The following is a 15,218-nucleotide window of genomic DNA, read 5'->3' on the forward strand; positions in this document are numbered from 1 at the left end:
CTGTGAACTTCGCGGCATGAAATCGCCAAGGAATGTTGCCGGATTTGCCCAAGAAATGGTCAAAACTCATGCTGCAGGTGCAAAAAGGCGCGATGGAGCGAGGATCGCCTGAGGGGATAGGCCGGTTTCCGCCGGATGGCGTGCCGCTGCTGACCCATGCCTTTGTCGGGATTCCCCCAGAGCGCGAGTTGAATTACAAGATTGATATCCTGAGGATTGAGGCAGGACGAATGCTGGAAAGGATGGAGGCTGGCCGCATCGGGCCGGAGAGGCTTTTTGCCACCTTGGCCGAGCCGCGCCTTGCGTTTTTCCGGCAAGCCCTTCTGAAGTCGCCCCTCCGTGTTTCGCTTCTGTTTGCGCTGGGCGTGACGGGGCTGACGGTTTTCCTTGCCCTTGCCGAGGTGCGGGCGGACAACAATGGTGCGGTGGCGGACCTCGTGCCTTCGGAGGCGGTATTCGCCATCCTGATGGGGATGGCGGTCTTCCGGCGGCGGCTGATCCTTGTGCCGCTGGCCACCTATGTCGTCTCCTTCTCGCTGGCTTTCCTGCTGCGCCTGAGCTTCGAGGACGGCTATCTGCCGGAAGGGACCGGCGCGATGCAGGTGCTTTTATGGGCGATGGGCTTGAATGCGGTGCCTGCGGTTCTGGCGGGGCTGGCAGGGCTGTGGGCGTTGCGCGGATGGGGGAACGGGACGGGGCGGGATGACCTGATCCTGTCCTTGGTCACCACTGGGGCCTATCTGGTGCTTGCCTGTGCGGGGGTCGTGCTGGTTCAGGCTTTGGTCTTCGATCCGGCATGGGATGGGGCAACGGGTGACGGGCTGACGGTGGTGGAGGCCGGGCTTCTGCGCGCGGGGCGGATCGCGATCTGCGGGGCGGTGCTGACCTTGTTGATGCTCGACCGGCCGACGCGGGAGACGGTGATGGTGGCGCTGGCTGTGCTGCCTGCCTTTGTGCTGCTGGGGGTCCTGCGGCAGTTGGATATCGCCATCCACCCGACGTTGGACGTGGCTTTGCTGGCGTTGGCCGTGGCTTTGCTGGCGCCGGTCTATGCGGCGACGGTGGCGAATGTCGTCGGGGTGGTGGCCTATGTCGCGATCACCGGGGAATTGCTGGTGCAGCTTCCGGTCTCCTCGCCGGATGTGCTGCGGCTTGAGGTGGTTTCGGTTCTTCTGCTGGCGTTGATCTACCTGCTGCTGCAGCGGCACCATGCGATGAGCCGGCGGGTGGAAGGGCGGCAGACGATCGAGCGGCTGGCGCTGGTGCATGGGTTGGCCACCATTGGGTATTTCGTCGTCGATCTGGACCGCGGCGAGGTGCTGGTCGATGACATGGCGGCGGACATGATGGATATGCCGTCGCGTTTCGGGATCGAAAGCCTTCTGGAGCGGGTTGCACCGGCGAACCGGGACGGGATTCTGGCGGCCATAGAAGAGCGTGAGCTTCCAGCGCGGACGCTGGCCTTCAGCCTTGCGAAGGGGCCGGTCTGGGACGAGGAGGCACCACAGAAGTACCTGAGCGTACACGCATATTACGAGCAGCGGGCGGGCGGTGCGGCGCTGGCCTATGGGGCGCTGATCGACCTGACGGCGGATCATGCGCGGGAGGAGGCGCTGGCCGAGGCCCTGTCGCGGTTGTCGGAACAGCAGGACCGCCAGACGCAGATGTTTTCCATCGTGTCGCATGAGTTGCGGACGCCTGCCTCTGTCATATCGATGCTGCTGGACGAGTTGGAGGGCGGCGCGCGCTGGGAGGAGATGGGGCCGCGGTTGCGGGCGGTGAGCGAGCAGCTTTTGTCGGTGCTGGCCGACATGCGGCAGGCCGTGCGCCCGCAAGAAAACCTGCCGGTTCACGAGGAATCATTCCGTCCCAAGGACTTGGCCGAGACGGTGCGGAACACTTTCGCCTTGATGGCCGGGGCGAAGGAGGTGGAGATCGATCTGAGTCTCGGGCCGGAAGCAGGGCTTGTGCGGGTGTCAGATCGGGTGCGGTTGATGCAGGCGCTGTCCAATCTGGTGAAGAACGCGATCCTGCATTCGGGATGCCGCCGAATCCTGATCGCCTATCGCGAAGAGATGGATGCGGGTGGGCGGGTGATGGGCCTTTGGCGGGTCAGCGATGATGGCAAGGGCATCCCGGAAGCGGCGCGGGAGGGGCTGTTCAGCCCATTCCGGCGCGGTGACGGGGCGCGGACGGCGAAGGTGGATGGGTCGGGGCTGGGCCTGTTCGTGACCAAGACTTCCATAGAATTGCTTGGTGGAACAGTGACTTATACCCCGCGTGCGGCGGGGGGGACGGTCTTCCTGCTGCGTCTGCCGATGCGGGTGGAGGAGTTGGAGGCCCCGGCGGAGGTGCCAGCGGCGGCGGCCTTGCCTGTGCCGGATTGGCGGGACCGGACGGTGATGATCGTGGAGGATAGCGACCTGATCGGCGAGTTGCTGACGGCGCGGTTGAAGCGGGTCTTCGGCACGGTGGAATGGCTGCGGACGGGGGTGGAGGCATTGGCGGCCTTTGACCGGCTGGCACCAGATGTGGTGTTGACCGACCTGTTCATGCCCGAGATGGGGGGCGATGACCTGACCGCCGCGCTGCGGGGCAAGGGGGCGGACTGCCTGATCATCGGGATGACCGCCGCCGCCATCGGGGATGAGCGGACGCGGTTCGAGCAGGCGGGGACGGATCGGGTTTTGACGAAACCGGTGTCCACCAACCAGTTGCTGGATGTTCTGGAAGAACTGGTGCGCAAGCGGGTGGCGTGAGGGATCAGCGCCTTTCGGCCTCGGCCCGGAGGATATTCATGAGCTCTGTCAAGGACTTGCGGTAGCGGTCGTCGATCAGGCGGCCGTTTTCGTCAAAGGCGCTGCGGGAGTGGGCCACGAGCACCTCGGGGCCGGAAATAAGCCTTGGTCTGAAAGGAGTTAGGCAGAGGCGGAGGGAGAATTGCGACCTTTCCCCGCCAGCGCGGCCATCGGCGGCGGAGATGATCGCCACTGGCTTGTCGCGCCATGCCGCGCCGGGGACGCGCGACACCCAGTCCAGCGCGTTCTTCAGCACGCCGGGCAGAGCCTTGTTGTATTCGGGCGTGGCGATGACGATGGCATCGGCGGCCTTGATCCGGGCATGGAGCGCGAGGACGCCTGCGGGGAAACCTTCTGCTATTTCAAGGTCTTCGTCGAAGAGCGGCAGGCGGAGGTCGGCCTCGGTCTGATGGGCTTCGCCGAAGGCGCGGCGGGCCTCGGCCAGCAGCAGGCGGTTGGTGGAGGCGGCACGGAGGGCGCCGGGGATGCCGAGCAGGGTGAGCATGTGCAAGGGCCTTTTGGCAGACGGATGCCGGGGAAGGTATGCGGGGGAAGGCAGGCTGCAAGGGGGTTTGCGCCCGTACCGAGCGCCGTGCCGAAATGTGTGCCGCAAACTGTATGCGCGCAGCGGGCGGTGCCTTGGCATTCCGTTAACGGGCGCAGGCCGGGAAGGGGGCGATTTCTGACGCAGAAATCGCGCCGGAATTTGACGCAAATTCCGGGAGGGGTGCCTCGGCCGGGGGCCCGATTTCTGTGTCAGAAATCGTCGCGGAGTTTGCGGACAAACTCCGCCTTCGCGTCAGTCATCCGATGATGCGGCGTGGCGGGGGAGGTGGTCGTTGATGTCGGCCCAATGCTGCATCTCGGCGCTGTGGACATGGGCGGTGGGGCGGTAGGTTCCGGGATCGTCGAGCGTGCCCGCATGGAGGTGGGTTTCCCCCGGAAAGCGGGTGGAGCGGTAGGCCATCGGCGTGCCGCAGGCGGGGCAGAACAGGCGGTCGACATCGGGGGAGGAGTGGAAGACCGCCGGTTCCCGGCCTGTCCAGTGCCATGTGCCATCGCGCAGGCCGAAGAAGGAGGCGAAGGCCGCGCCCGTGGTGCGGCGGCAGCTTTGGCAATGGCAGTGCATCTGCCAGAGCGGCGGGGCATCGGCGCGGTAGGTGACGGCACCGCAGAGGCAGCGCCCGGTGATGGGTGGTTGCATGGGCGAAAGCCTATCGCGGGGGTGGTGAGGGGTAAAGCCCGCCCCGGATGTGATCCGGGCCCCGGTGGGCGGACGGGCGGTGTGGTCGCGGCGGGAGGTCCCGGCGCAGGGGCCGGGACGGGGTGTCGTTGACCCTGCGTCCGCAATATCTTGGGGATAAGCGCGTGGTTCTGCCGATATGCGGTGTGCCTGTGGTTGACGGGGCAGGGGATCGGTCGGACGATGCGGGTTTGACGGAATCAACCGGGGATTACCGCCCGTGCGCTTTACCAAGTTGCGGCTGAACGGCTTCAAGAGCTTTGTCGACCCTACGGATCTGGTGATCCACGAGGGTTTGACGGGCGTGGTCGGGCCGAATGGCTGTGGCAAGTCGAACCTGCTTGAGGCGTTGCGCTGGGTGATGGGCGAGAACCGCCCCACCGCCATGCGGGGCGGCGGTATGGAGGATGTGATCTTTGCCGGGGCGGCGACGCGGCCCGCCCGCCACTTCGCGGAAGTGGCGCTGGTGATCGACAATCAGGATCGGCTGGCGCCTTCGGGGTTCAACGAGGCGGATCAGATCGAGATCGTGCGGCGGATCACGCGGGATGCGGGATCGGCCTACAAGGCCAATGCCAAGGATGTGCGGGCGCGGGATGTGCAGATGCTGTTCGCGGATGCTTCCACGGGGTCGCATTCGCCGGCGCTGGTGCGGCAGGGGCAGATTTCGGAACTGATCAACGCCAAGCCCAAGGCGCGGCGGCGGGTGCTGGAGGAGGCGGCGGGGATTTCCGGCCTTTACGCGCGGCGGCATGAGGCGGAGTTGAAGCTGACCGGGGCGGAGCAGAACCTGACCCGCGTGGATGACGTGCTGGAGCAGTTGGCGCAGCAGTTGTCGACCTTGAACCGGCAGGCGAAGCAGGCGGCGCGCTATCGCGAGATCGGCGAGGAGTTGCGGCGGTCGGAGGGGATGCTTCTGTATCGCCGCTGGCGCGAGGCCGAGATGGCGCGGCTCGAGGCCGAGGGCGTGCTGCGCGAGCGGCTGGTGGCGGCGTCGCAGGCGGAGGCGGCGGCGCGGGCGGCGGGCAAGGCGCGCGAGGGGCGGGAGGATGTGCTGCCCGGTCGGCGGGAGGAGGAGGCGATTGCGTCGGCCATCCTGCAGCGCTTGGTGGTGCAGCGCGATGGGCTGGCCGAGCAGGAGGCGCGGGCGCGGGCGATGATCGAGACGCTGCGGGGGCGGATCGAGCAATTGGTGCGCGACATGGAGCGCGAGGCGGGGCTGAACCGGGATGCCGGGGAGACGATCTCGCGCCTTGATTGGGAGATCGAGCAGTTGGCGCGTGCCCATGAGGGGCATGAGGAGCGGCTGGTGGAGGCGGCGGAGGCGGCGCGCGAGGCGGGGGCTGTGCTGTCCGACCGCGAGGCGCTGCTGGCGCAGGCGACGGAAGACAGCGCGCGTTTGGCGGCGCGGCATCAGTCGGCGCAGCGGATGCTTTCCGATACGCGGGGGACGTTGGAGAAGGCCGAGGGCGCGGCGGCGGCGGCGCGCGAGGCGGTGGAGGGTGCGACCGAGGCGCTGGCGCTGGCGTCGGAGGCCTTCGAGGCGGCGGAGGAGGCGCAAGAGGTGGCTGTGGCGCAGGCGGAGGAATCCGAGGCGCTGCTGGAGAAGGCCGAGGTGGCCCGGGCCGAGACGCAGGGGCGCGAGGCCGAGGCGCGGGCGGCGCGGTCTGCGGCGGAGGGCGAGGCCAATGCGCTGCGCGCGGAAGTGGCGGCGCTGGCGCGGTTGGTGGAGCGGGAGGCTTCGGCGGGGACGCAGTTGCTTGACCGGCTGGAGGTTGAGCCGGGGTATGAGAAGGCCTTGGGGGCGGCCTTGGCCGACGATTTGCGGGCGCCGGAGGTTGGCGCGGAGGGGCGGTCGGGTTGGGCTTTGCTGGCGGATTATGACGCGCCGCAGGGGTTGCCTGCGGGGGTGGAGCGGCTGTCGGCTTATGTGAAGGCTCCGGGCGTGTTGGCGCGGCGGTTGGGGCAGATCGGGCTGGTGGACCGGGCGCAGGGGGCGGCGTTGCAGGCGGCGCTGTTGCCGGGGCAGCGGTTGGTGTCGCGCGAGGGCGATCTTTGGCGCTGGGACGGGTTCCGGGCTGGGGCGGAGGATGCTCCGTCCGCGGCCGCGCTGCGGTTGCAGCAGTTGAATCGGTTGGTGCAGTTGAAGCGCGATCTGGAGGAGGTCGCGGCACGGGCCGAGGGGGCGCGGCAGGCGCATGAGGCCTTGCAGGGGCGGTTGGCGGATCTGGCGCGGGCGGACCAGTTGGCGCGCGAGTCGCGGCGGGCGGCGGATGGCCGGGTGACGGAGGCGAACCGGGCGGCGGCGCGGGCGGAGGCGGACAGGTCCATCGCGGGGGGCAAGCTGGAGGCGGCGCGGCTGGCGGTTTCGCGTTACGAGGACGAGGCGATGGCGGCGCGGGCGCGGCTGCGCGAGGCCGAGGCGGCGATGGAGGATCTGGGGGATCTTGAGGCCGCGCGCAATGCGGTGGAGGCGGCGAAGGTCGCGGTGGAGGCGGCGCGGTTAGCGATGCTGACGCGGCGGTCGGCGCATGATGAGTTGCGGCGCGAGGGCGAGGCGCGGGTGAAGCGGCGGCAGGAGGCGGTGAAGGAGCTTTCGGGTTGGCGGCACCGGCTGGAGACGGCGGAGAAGCGCATCGCGGAACTGGCGGAGCGGAAGGCCGAGACGGAGGAGGAACTGGTCGAGGCCAGCGCCGCGCCGGAAGAGATTGCCATCAAGCGCGAGGAACTGGCCGAGGCGATTGCTGCGGCGGAGGGGCGGCGGCAGGTGGCGGCGGATGCGCTGGCCGAGGCGGAGGGCGCGCTGCGCGAGGCGCAACTGGCCGAGCGGGAGGCGGAGCGCGCTGCGGGTGAGGCGCGGGAGGCGCGGGCTCGGGCCGAGGCGCGGATGGATGCGGCGCGCGAGACGGTGGCCTATGCCGCCGAGCGGATTTTCGAGGAGACGGAGAGCACGCCGGAGCAGCTTTTGGAGACGCTGAAGGCGGACCCGGAGAAGATGCCGGATGCCGAGGCGCTGGATGCCGATGTCAACCGCCTGAAGCGGCAGCGCGAGGCCTTGGGGGCGGTGAACCTGCGGGCGGAGGAGGATGCCAAGGCGGTGGCCGAGGAGCATGACACCTTGGCCAAGGAGAAGATCGATCTGGAGGAAGCGATCAAGAAGCTGCGGGCGGGTATCGCGGGGCTGAACAAGGAAGGGCGGGAGCGGTTGCTGACGGCCTTCGAGCAGGTGAATGCCAATTTCTCCACCCTGTTCACGCATCTGTTCGGCGGTGGCGAGGCGCGGCTGGTGCTGGTGGAGTCGGATGATCCGCTGGAGGCGGGGTTGGAGATCATGTGCCAGCCTCCGGGGAAGAAACTGGCGACGCTGTCGCTTTTGTCAGGGGGGGAGCAGACGCTGACGGCGCTGGCGCTGATCTTCGGGGTGTTCCTGGCCAACCCCGCGCCGATCTGCGTGCTGGACGAGGTGGATGCGCCTTTGGACGATGCGAACGTGACGCGGTTCTGTGACCTTTTGGACGAGATGACGCGGCGGACGGAGACGCGGTTCCTGATCATCACGCACCATGCAGTGACCATGGCGCGGATGGACCGGCTGTTCGGGGTGACGATGCAGGAGCAGGGCGTGAGCCAGTTGGTGAGCGTTGACCTGAAGAAGGCCGAGGCCTTGGTCGCGTGACGCTGGAAGAGGCCTTGGTCGCGGCGGGTTTCGTGGGCGTGGAGCGGGAGGGGACGGTGGTCTTTGCCCGCGACGGGGCGGAGGCGCCGGAATTCACCGTGGAGGGCGGGCGGTTTGCCTTGCGCTTTGCCGTGCGGGCGACGGAGGCGGAGCGGGAGGCTTGGATGCGCGCCCATCCGGCGGGGCGGCTGGACATTGCGGAGGGCGAGACGCGGTTGGTGATGGTGCTGCCCGAGGGGGCCGATCTGGCGGCGGGCTTGGCGCTCTGGCGCGATCTGACGCGGGCTTGCGCGCGGGCCGCCGTGACGTGGCGGCGGCGGCAGAGGCCGGTTCACGGCATGTAGGGCGCCGCCGGGCAGGGGCTGTGCGATCAGACGACGCGTTGAAGGGGAGCCTCTGGCAGCGCGGTTTCGACCAAGGCGCGGCGGTTGGCGGCGCAGCGTTGCACCATCCGTTGCACCTTCGCGCCACGGAGCAGCGGGTAGGCGGGCGGGAAGCAGCGCTGGGCCGGGCGCGCGGCGAGTTGCGGGAAGAGGGTGAGGATTTCGGCGCGCGACGCGCAGGAGAGGCCTTTCAAGGCCTCTTCCCCCGGATAGAGGGTTTCCGCCCATGCGCCTTCGGCCTGCACGACATGGTGGCCGTCGAGCAGAAGGTGCCAGTATTCTGCGGGTTCGGTGGGCGGAAGTTGCGTGATGCCGAAACTGCCCACCAGATCCTTGGCCGGGACGAGGATCGCGGCTGTGTCGAACATCCGTTCGGCCACGCGATTGGCGATGAGGATGCGGTGCTGGGGTGAGAGGGTGAGGCTGCGCTGCGGCAGGCCGGGGCCGAGTGCGCCTGCCGGAATGCGGACCGGGGCGAGTTTCGGGGTCGCGGCCAGTTCGGCCGCAGCGAGGCGGCGGTGGCCGATCCAGCGGATGGGGCGGATGCCCGACGGGGTGAGGACGAGATCGCCTTTGGCCAGCGCCTCTATCGGGCGCTGACCCAAAGGGGTGGCGATGGCGGTGCCACGGGTGAAGCAGACGATCCGTTCGATTCCACTGAAAGTGACGATGCTGCCGTCGAGCATGGTCATCGTGCCGCTGTAACCGGTGGCGGCATTGCCGCTGCGGACGGTGGAGCCGCGCACGGTGAGCTGGGCGAGGTCGAGCGTGTCGAAGCCGTCGCCGCCCGTGATGGTGACGGCGGCGCTGCCTGCCTCGGCCAGATCGGCAAGGGTTATGCGGTCATCCCCCGCGCCTGCGAGGACGGTGTCGCCCTGCGCCGCGATGAGGCTGTCGTTGCCGTCGCCGCCATCGATGAAGTCGGCCCCGGTTCCGCCGACGAGGGAGTCGTTCCCCGCCCCGCCGAACAGGGAGTCGGTGCCCGTCCCGCCTGTGATGGTGTCGTTGCCGCCCGCGCCGGTGATCGTGTCATTTCCCGCGCCGCCGTCGATGGAATCGCCGCTGCCGGCGAGGGGGTCGATGGTGGGGCCTGTAAGGCCGCCGGGGGCGGCGATGGGGCCGCTGCTGTAGGCGCCGGTTCCCGCGCCGTCGCTGCTGCCTGCCCAAGAGATGACGAAGCTGTTGTTGGAGGCGTTGTAGATGACTTGGACATTGTCCCAGTCGAAGGCGTCGTCATTCGACATCGCGGCATTGCCGGTGGTGCCGGTGACCGAGATCTGGCCGGTCAGCGCGTTGCCGTTGGCGTCGAAGATGCGGTAGTTCAAGCCAGAGGCGGTGGCGGAGAACTGGTTGCCCTCGGCATAGACGGCGACGAAGGCCCCGGTGTCGCCCAAGGCCGCGATCTTGGGTGGGCCGGGCCAGATGTTCGAGGGGGATACGGCGATCTGCTGGGGCGTGACGACGACGCTTCCGGTCGCCGGGTCGATGATCACGAATTCGGGGTAGGTCGTGGTGCCTGTGGCATAGGTTTCGATATAGCCGACGACGATGCGGCCGCCGGAAAGCTGTGCCACGCTGATATGTTCGAGATCGAAGGCGTCGGAGCCGTCGACAGCCGCGCCGAGGGGGATGTCGCCCGTGGCGGGCGTGCCGTTTGCGTTGAAGATCCGCGCCTCGAGCGTCATCGAGTTGATGTCGTCGGACAGGCCGTCATTGGCCCAGACGGCCATCCATCGGCCATCGGCGAGGGCGGTCAGGACCGGGGGGCTTTCCCAGACGGTGGCTTGGGTTTCGGAGTCGCTTCCTTCGATTTCGGCATTGGCGATGATCGTGTTGCCGTTCTGATCCAGCACCGCGTAGACCGGTTCGCGGAAGCCGGTTTCGGCGTTGGACCTGACATAGCCGACGACGACATTGCCGCCCGACAGCGGCACGATGGAAAGGCTGTTCACATCGAAATTGTCGCTGTCGTCGATGGCCTGCGTGCCGATCTGGAAATCGTTGGTCACCCAGGTGCCGGTGGACGGGTTGTAGATGCGCCCTTCGAGGGTGGTGGTCAGGCTGCTGGGTGCGAGGGCGTTGTTGGACCAGACGAAGAGGACGTTCCCGTTCGGCAGGAGGGTGGTGATGGGAGGAGATTCGCTGGTGGTGGTGTCGCTGCTTTGGACTTCGACATTGGAGACGGCGACGAAGCCGGGGGAGCCGGGTTCGATTGCGGGATTGAGGATGGAGAAGACGGGTTCTTCGCCGCCCGAGGTGCCGATGCGGACATAGCTGAGCATGACGCGGCCATCGGCGAGGCGGTCGAGATCGAGGTTGTCCCAGTCGAAGCCGTCGGTCGCGCTGATGCCCCATTGGGAGGAGAGGGCGAACTGGTCGGTCGAGGGGCTGCCATCGGCGGCGAAGATGCGGATGTTCAGGGTGCCGGTGGCATCGGACCAGGCGTAGAGGACGCGCCCATCCTGCAGCGTGACCATCTTGGGCGGGGATTGGTCGCCGGTGATGATCTGGTTGATGACGAAGGCATTGCCGGATTGGCCGAAGCCCGCGCCGAGGGGGGTGTAGGTCGCGTCGTCGCCGAAGATCAGGTCATTGTCGCCACCGCCGAAGAGAGTGTCGGCCCCGGTGCCGCCGATGAGTGTGTCGGCCCCTGCGCCGCCGTCTAGGGTGTCATTCTCGGACCCGCCGAGGAGGAGGTCGTTGCCACCGCCGCCGAAGAGAGTGTCGGCCCCCGCGCCACCGTCCAACATGTCGGCGGCGTTGTCTTCCAGCGCGACGGGGGGGGCGAGGTTGCCTGAGCCTGCGGCGGCGGCGGGATCGGTGAGGTCGTTGCCGGCGAGGTAGTCGTTGCCCGCGCCGCCATAGATGCGGTCGGTGCCGTTGCCGCCTTCGACGACATCGTTGCCCGCGCTGCCCGTGATGAGATCGTTGCCCGCCGCGCCCGAAAGCGTGTCATTGCCCGCGAGACCGCTGATTTCGTCGGCGGAGGCGGTGCCGGTGAGCGAGTCGTTGCCTGTGGTGCCAGTGACGGTGGCCATCGATTGTCTCCTGCTGCGCGGCAATGGGGCCGGGCTGGGCGCGGCTGTTGCGGGCGTGACGCATAGGGCAGTGTAAACCGGGGGTTAATTTGGCGGCTGGCGCAGAGTTTCGGGGAGGGCGCGCCATTTGTCGGCAAGCGTGTTTTGTGACGTTTGATCCTTGGGGTTTCCTTGGGTTTCTGGCGGGAACTCTGGTTCGCGACAGAGGGTTCGGCGGGCCGATGCGTTTGCGACGGGGAAGGGGGATGGGATGGTCGGGGAAATGGGGCGGAAATGTGGCGGTGGGCAGGGGATTGTCGCTGCGGGGGCTTCAATCGGGTGGCGGGGAGGAAAGGCGGTTGCGGGTGGGGCTTGGGCGGTGCAGGTTTCGGGGAAGGATGGGAGGCGATGATGCGTGATCCGGGGGTACAGGCGTTTCTGGATGCGGCGGAGGCGGCGCTGGGCGCGGCGTCTGGGGCGGGAACGCCCGCCGCGCGTGCCGGGGAGCGGGTCTTTGCGCGGCTGCGGGCGACGGTCGGCGCGCAGGGCGGCGGGTCGGGGGCGGCGATGCTGCCGGTCTGCGGCTGGATCGAGGCGGCGCTGGAGACGGCGGAGGGCGGACCGCGGCAGGGGTTGGCGGATGCCTTCGGGGCGCTGGTGGAGCGGCTGGAATGGAAGCGGCGGCTGTCGGCGGACCCGGAGGATCGGGCTTTCTGGGACGGTCATGCCAATGCGATGATCTGCGGGCCGGGCGGCATGGAACAGCGGGACGATCTGTGGATCGGGGCCACGGTGATGGCCCCCGGCGTGACCTATGTGGACCACGACCACCCGCCGGAGGAGGTCTATCTGTCGCTGGCCCCCGGCGAGTGGTGGAATGCGGATATGGACTGGACCGATCCGGGCGCGCGGGGCGTGATTTACAACCCACCGGGTATCCGCCATGCGATGCGGTCGGGGGCGGGGCCGTTCCTCGCGCTGTGGTTCCTGCCGGTCTAGAGTCTTTCCAGCAGTTCAACCGTGGGCCATGCGTCGGCGGGCAGGCCAAGGCGGGCCTGTTCCTTTTGCACGGCGATGCGGGTGGCGGCACCGAGGATGCCGTCCACCGCGCCGACGTCATGGCCGAGGGCGGCGAGTTTCGTCTGGAGCGCCTTCATCTGGTCAAGCGAGAGGGCAGGGTCGGGATTGCCCGCGACATAGGGTTCTGCCCCCATCAGGCGGGTGGCGAAATAGGCGGCGGTGGTGACGTAGACGAAGCTTTTGTTCCAGTCGAACAGGGTGCGGAAGTTCGGGTAGACGAGGAAGGCCGGACCCTTGCGCCCCTGCGGCAGGAGGATGGAGGCGGGAAGGCCGTTGGTCACGGTGCCTTGGCGAACCTGCACCCCCATTGCGGCCCATTGCTCGGCGGGGAGTTCGGTGTCGAGGCCCGTAAGGTCCCAGTCGAAGGTTTCGGGCATCGACACCTCTTGCAGCCATGGCTGACCGGGTTGCCAGCCGTGATGCTGCAGCATCTTGGCGCCCGAGAGCAGGGCATCGGGGACGGAGGTCTTGAGGGTGACGAGACCGTCGGCATCGCCATCGACACCGCGGGCGAGGATATCGCCGGGGAGCATCTGGACCATGCCGATCTCGCCCGCCCAAGCGCCCGTGGTGTTCAGGTCGAATTCACCGAGGCGGTGCATTTCCAGCGCGGCGAGGACCTGCGGGCGGAAGAGGTCCGGGCGGCGGCAATCATGGGCGAGGGTGGCCAGAGCGCGGCGGGTTTCGAAATCGCCCTGCACCGCGCCGTAATCCGTCTCAAAAGCCCAGAAGGCGAGAAGGATGCCGCGCGAGACGCCGTATTCGGTTTCGGCCCGGTCGAAGATGCTGTCCCATTGGTCGGAGAGGGCGCGGCCACGGGTGAGGCGGTCGCGGGAGATCAGGCTTTGCGAGAATTCGAGGAAGCTCTTGCGGAAGACGCCCTGCGAGCGGTCGGCCTTGAGGACGCGCGGATCGGGGGAGAGGCCCGCGAAGAAGGCGTCGGCGGTTTCGGCGGGGATGCCCTTTGCCGTGGCCTCGGCCTTTACGCCCTGCACCCAAGCGGGAAATTCGCCGCCGCAGGGGGTTTGTGCGAGGGCGGGGGTGGCGGCGGTGAGGGCGGCGAGGAGGGTCAGGCGCATCGGGCACTCCGGTTGTGAGGGGCGGAGGGTAAGGGGTAGGTAGCGGGGGTGCAACCGCACGGAGATCAGATGATCGCGATGAGGGCGGTGAGGGCGAACATGGCGGCCCATGCGCGCCAGAGGGCGGTGCAGGCGGCGTCGATATCCGCGGGGCCGGGGTCGCGGCGGCCTTGCGCGTGGACCCATGGGTAATCGCGCATCTCGCCGTGATAGGCGCGGGGGCCGGAGAGGGCGACGTTCAGGATGACGGCCATCGCCGCCTCGGGCCAGCCTGCGTTGGGCGAACGGTGCAGGGGCGCGTCGCGCAGGATCGGGCGGGGGTCGGCCCAGCCGTGCGAGAGGGCGAGGAGGAGGGCGGTGAGGCGCGCGGGGATGAGGTTGAGGAGGTCGTCGAAACGGGCGGCGGCCCAGCCGAATTCCTCATGCCTCGGGGTGCGGTGGCCGATCATGCTGTCGGCAGTGTTGGTGATCTTGTAGAGCATCAGCGCGGGCAAACCACCGATCAGGAACCAGAAGGCGGGGGCGATGACCCCGTCCGAGAGGTTTTCGGCGGCGCTTTCGATGGCCGCGCGGGAGACGGCGGGTTCGTCCAGCGTGGCGGTGTCGCGGCCCACGATCATGGAGACGGCGCGGCGGCCGGAGGGGAGCGAGAGGCGGAGTTCGTCGGCGACGGCGCGGACGTGTTGGACCAGCGATTTCTGGGCGAGGAGGATCGCGGCGGCGATGATTTCGAAGAGGCCGTAATCGGGGATGAGGTGGATGAGCCAGCCTGTCGCCATAGCGGCGGCGCCGAGGGCGGCCATGGTGGCGGTGCCTTTGAGGCGTTTGTGCGCCCCTTGATTGAAGCGTCTGTCGGCCCAGCCGATGGCGCGGCCCATCAGGACGGCGGGATGGGGATAGCGGTTCCAGAGCCATTTCGGTTCGCCCATGGCCGCGTCGAGGAGGAGGGCGGGGAGGAGGAAGGTCGCGCTCATGTCAGGGCGTGTTCCAGTCGGGTCCAGCCGTCGCCGTCGGGCAGGCCGAGGCGGAGCCAGCGGGTGGAATAGGGGAAGATGCGGGTGAGGATGCGGTGGCGGGCGAGGCGGTCCTGCCATGCTGCGGCGTCCTCGGTGTCGTAGAGGCGGAAGAGGGTGGTGCCGCCGAGGGGGGTGGCCCCGGCCTTGGTCATGAGGCTGTCGAGGCGGTTTGCGTCTTGGGTGAGGCGGGCGCGGGTTTCCCGTGCCCATGCGTCGTCGTTCAGGGCGGCGGTGGCTATGGCGAGGGTGGGGCCGGGGACGGCCCAAGGGCCGATCATGGGTTTGAGGCGGGCGATGAGTTCCGGATCGCCCATGGCGAAGCCGAGGCGGGCGCCAGCGAGGCCCCAGAATTTGCCGAAGCTTTTCAGGATGAGGGTGCCGGGGCGGGTGGATTGGCCGATGTGGGTGGCGTCGGGGAGGGTGTCGCAGAAGCTTTCGTCGATGATGGCGAAGGGGGTGGTGGGTGCGGAATGTAGGCGGCCGTCGGGGTTGTTGGGGTGGACGAGGACGGTGGCCTTGGTCGCGTCGTCGGTGACGGTCCAGCCTGCGGCACGGAAGGCGCGGGCGTGTTCGTTGTAGGTGGGGGCGGGAATGGCGATGCGTCCGGGCGGGAGGAGTGCGGGGATGCGGGCGATGAGGGCGGAGGCGCCGGGGGCGGCGATGAGGGCGGCGGCATCGGGAACGGCCCAGAAGCGGCGGGCGGCGGTTTCCAGCGCGGCGAAGGCGGCGCGATCCGGCAGCGCGGTCCATGCGTCGGCGGGCAGGGGCGGCAGCGGATAGGGGCGCGGGTTGATACCGGTGGAGAGGTCGAGCCAATCGGCGCGGATGCCGCCCCATCGGGCGGCTGCGGCGTCGATTCCGCCGCCATGGTCGGGTTCTGCGATTCGGGTATCATCGGGCGTCATGGGGGCGAGAGACCCGATTGT

At 68.4% G+C, this 15,218-nt stretch carries 10 protein-coding genes; 4 read left to right on the plus strand and 6 right to left on the minus strand.

Annotated elements, in window-relative coordinates; genetic code table 11:
- The first annotated feature begins 68 nt into the window (after positions 1-68).
- Positions 69-2,759, plus strand: a complete 2,691-nt coding sequence (locus TabM4_RS02200; protein ID WP_434617785.1) for a hybrid sensor histidine kinase/response regulator — start codon at positions 69-71, stop codon at positions 2,757-2,759.
- Between the two features lie 4 nt (positions 2,760-2,763).
- Here the strand turns inward: TabM4_RS02200 and TabM4_RS02205 are convergent, their stop codons facing one another.
- Both TabM4_RS02205 and TabM4_RS02210 read right to left on the minus strand, forming a co-directional pair.
- Positions 2,764-3,303 carry an NADPH-dependent FMN reductase gene (locus TabM4_RS02205; protein ID WP_434617788.1) on the minus strand — a complete coding sequence of 180 codons (540 nt, stop codon included), beginning with the start codon at positions 3,301-3,303 and terminating at the stop codon, positions 2,764-2,766.
- Positions 3,304-3,597: 294 nt separating this feature from the next.
- Entirely contained in the window at positions 3,598-4,002 is a 405-nt protein-coding gene (locus tag TabM4_RS02210; RefSeq protein WP_434617791.1) for a GFA family protein, read from the minus strand.
- A 259-nt stretch (positions 4,003-4,261) separates the two neighbouring features.
- Between TabM4_RS02210 and smc the strand changes: the two genes are divergently transcribed.
- Positions 4,262-7,717, plus strand: a complete 3,456-nt coding sequence (smc, locus tag TabM4_RS02215; RefSeq protein ID WP_434617794.1) for a chromosome segregation protein SMC — start codon at positions 4,262-4,264, stop codon at positions 7,715-7,717.
- Positions 7,714-8,061 carry a hypothetical protein gene (locus TabM4_RS02220; protein ID WP_434617796.1) on the plus strand — a complete coding sequence of 116 codons (348 nt, stop codon included), beginning with the start codon at positions 7,714-7,716 and terminating at the stop codon, positions 8,059-8,061. Before smc ends, TabM4_RS02220 begins: the two co-directional genes overlap by 4 nt.
- Positions 8,062-8,087: 26 nt before the next feature.
- On the opposite strand, the gene TabM4_RS02225 is transcribed toward TabM4_RS02220, so the two are convergent.
- On the minus strand, positions 8,088-11,138 hold the full coding sequence (locus TabM4_RS02225) for a Hint domain-containing protein (protein WP_434617799.1): 3,051 nt from the start codon (positions 11,136-11,138) through the stop codon (positions 8,088-8,090).
- A gap of 387 nt (positions 11,139-11,525) precedes the next feature.
- Here TabM4_RS02225 and TabM4_RS02230 point away from each other — a divergent pair, with 387 nt between their 5' ends.
- A complete protein-coding gene (locus TabM4_RS02230; RefSeq protein WP_434617801.1) occupies positions 11,526-12,116 on the plus strand; it encodes a dimethylsulfonioproprionate lyase family protein in 591 nt (196 codons plus the stop codon).
- Here TabM4_RS02230 and TabM4_RS02235 read toward each other — a convergent pair.
- The 3 genes from TabM4_RS02235 to TabM4_RS02245 form a co-directional block, all read right to left on the minus strand.
- Entirely contained in the window at positions 12,113-13,276 is a 1,164-nt protein-coding gene (locus TabM4_RS02235) for a lytic murein transglycosylase (RefSeq protein WP_434617804.1), read from the minus strand. The genes TabM4_RS02230 and TabM4_RS02235 overlap by 4 nt on opposite strands.
- A gap of 65 nt (positions 13,277-13,341) precedes the next feature.
- Complete coding sequence (gene cbiB, locus TabM4_RS02240; RefSeq protein ID WP_434617807.1) at positions 13,342-14,250, minus strand: adenosylcobinamide-phosphate synthase CbiB; 909 nt, start codon at positions 14,248-14,250, stop codon at positions 13,342-13,344.
- Positions 14,247-15,197, minus strand: a complete 951-nt coding sequence (locus TabM4_RS02245; RefSeq protein ID WP_434617810.1) for an aminotransferase class I/II-fold pyridoxal phosphate-dependent enzyme — start codon at positions 15,195-15,197, stop codon at positions 14,247-14,249. Before TabM4_RS02245 ends, cbiB begins: the two co-directional genes overlap by 4 nt.
- Positions 15,198-15,218: the final 21 nt, after the last annotated feature.

The organism is Tabrizicola sp. M-4 (assembly GCF_051132405.1).
Taxonomy (GTDB): domain Bacteria; phylum Pseudomonadota; class Alphaproteobacteria; order Rhodobacterales; family Rhodobacteraceae; genus Paragemmobacter.

Coding starts and splice junctions, on each gene's coding strand:
- TabM4_RS02230 (WP_434617801.1), top strand. CDS start 11,526: ATGATGCGTGATCCGGGGGTACAGGCGTTTCTGGATGCGGCGGAGGCG.
- TabM4_RS02225 (WP_434617799.1), bottom strand. CDS start 11,138: ATGGCCACCGTCACTGGCACCACAGGCAACGACTCGCTCACCGGCACC.
- TabM4_RS02245 (WP_434617810.1), bottom strand. CDS start 15,197: ATGACGCCCGATGATACCCGAATCGCAGAACCCGACCATGGCGGCGGA.
- TabM4_RS02210 (WP_434617791.1), bottom strand. CDS start 4,002: ATGCAACCACCCATCACCGGGCGCTGCCTCTGCGGTGCCGTCACCTAC.
- TabM4_RS02235 (WP_434617804.1), bottom strand. CDS start 13,276: ATGCGCCTGACCCTCCTCGCCGCCCTCACCGCCGCCACCCCCGCCCTC.
- cbiB (WP_434617807.1), bottom strand. CDS start 14,250: ATGAGCGCGACCTTCCTCCTCCCCGCCCTCCTCCTCGACGCGGCCATG.
- TabM4_RS02205 (WP_434617788.1), bottom strand. CDS start 3,303: ATGCTCACCCTGCTCGGCATCCCCGGCGCCCTCCGTGCCGCCTCCACC.
- TabM4_RS02200 (WP_434617785.1), top strand. CDS start 69: ATGCTGCAGGTGCAAAAAGGCGCGATGGAGCGAGGATCGCCTGAGGGG.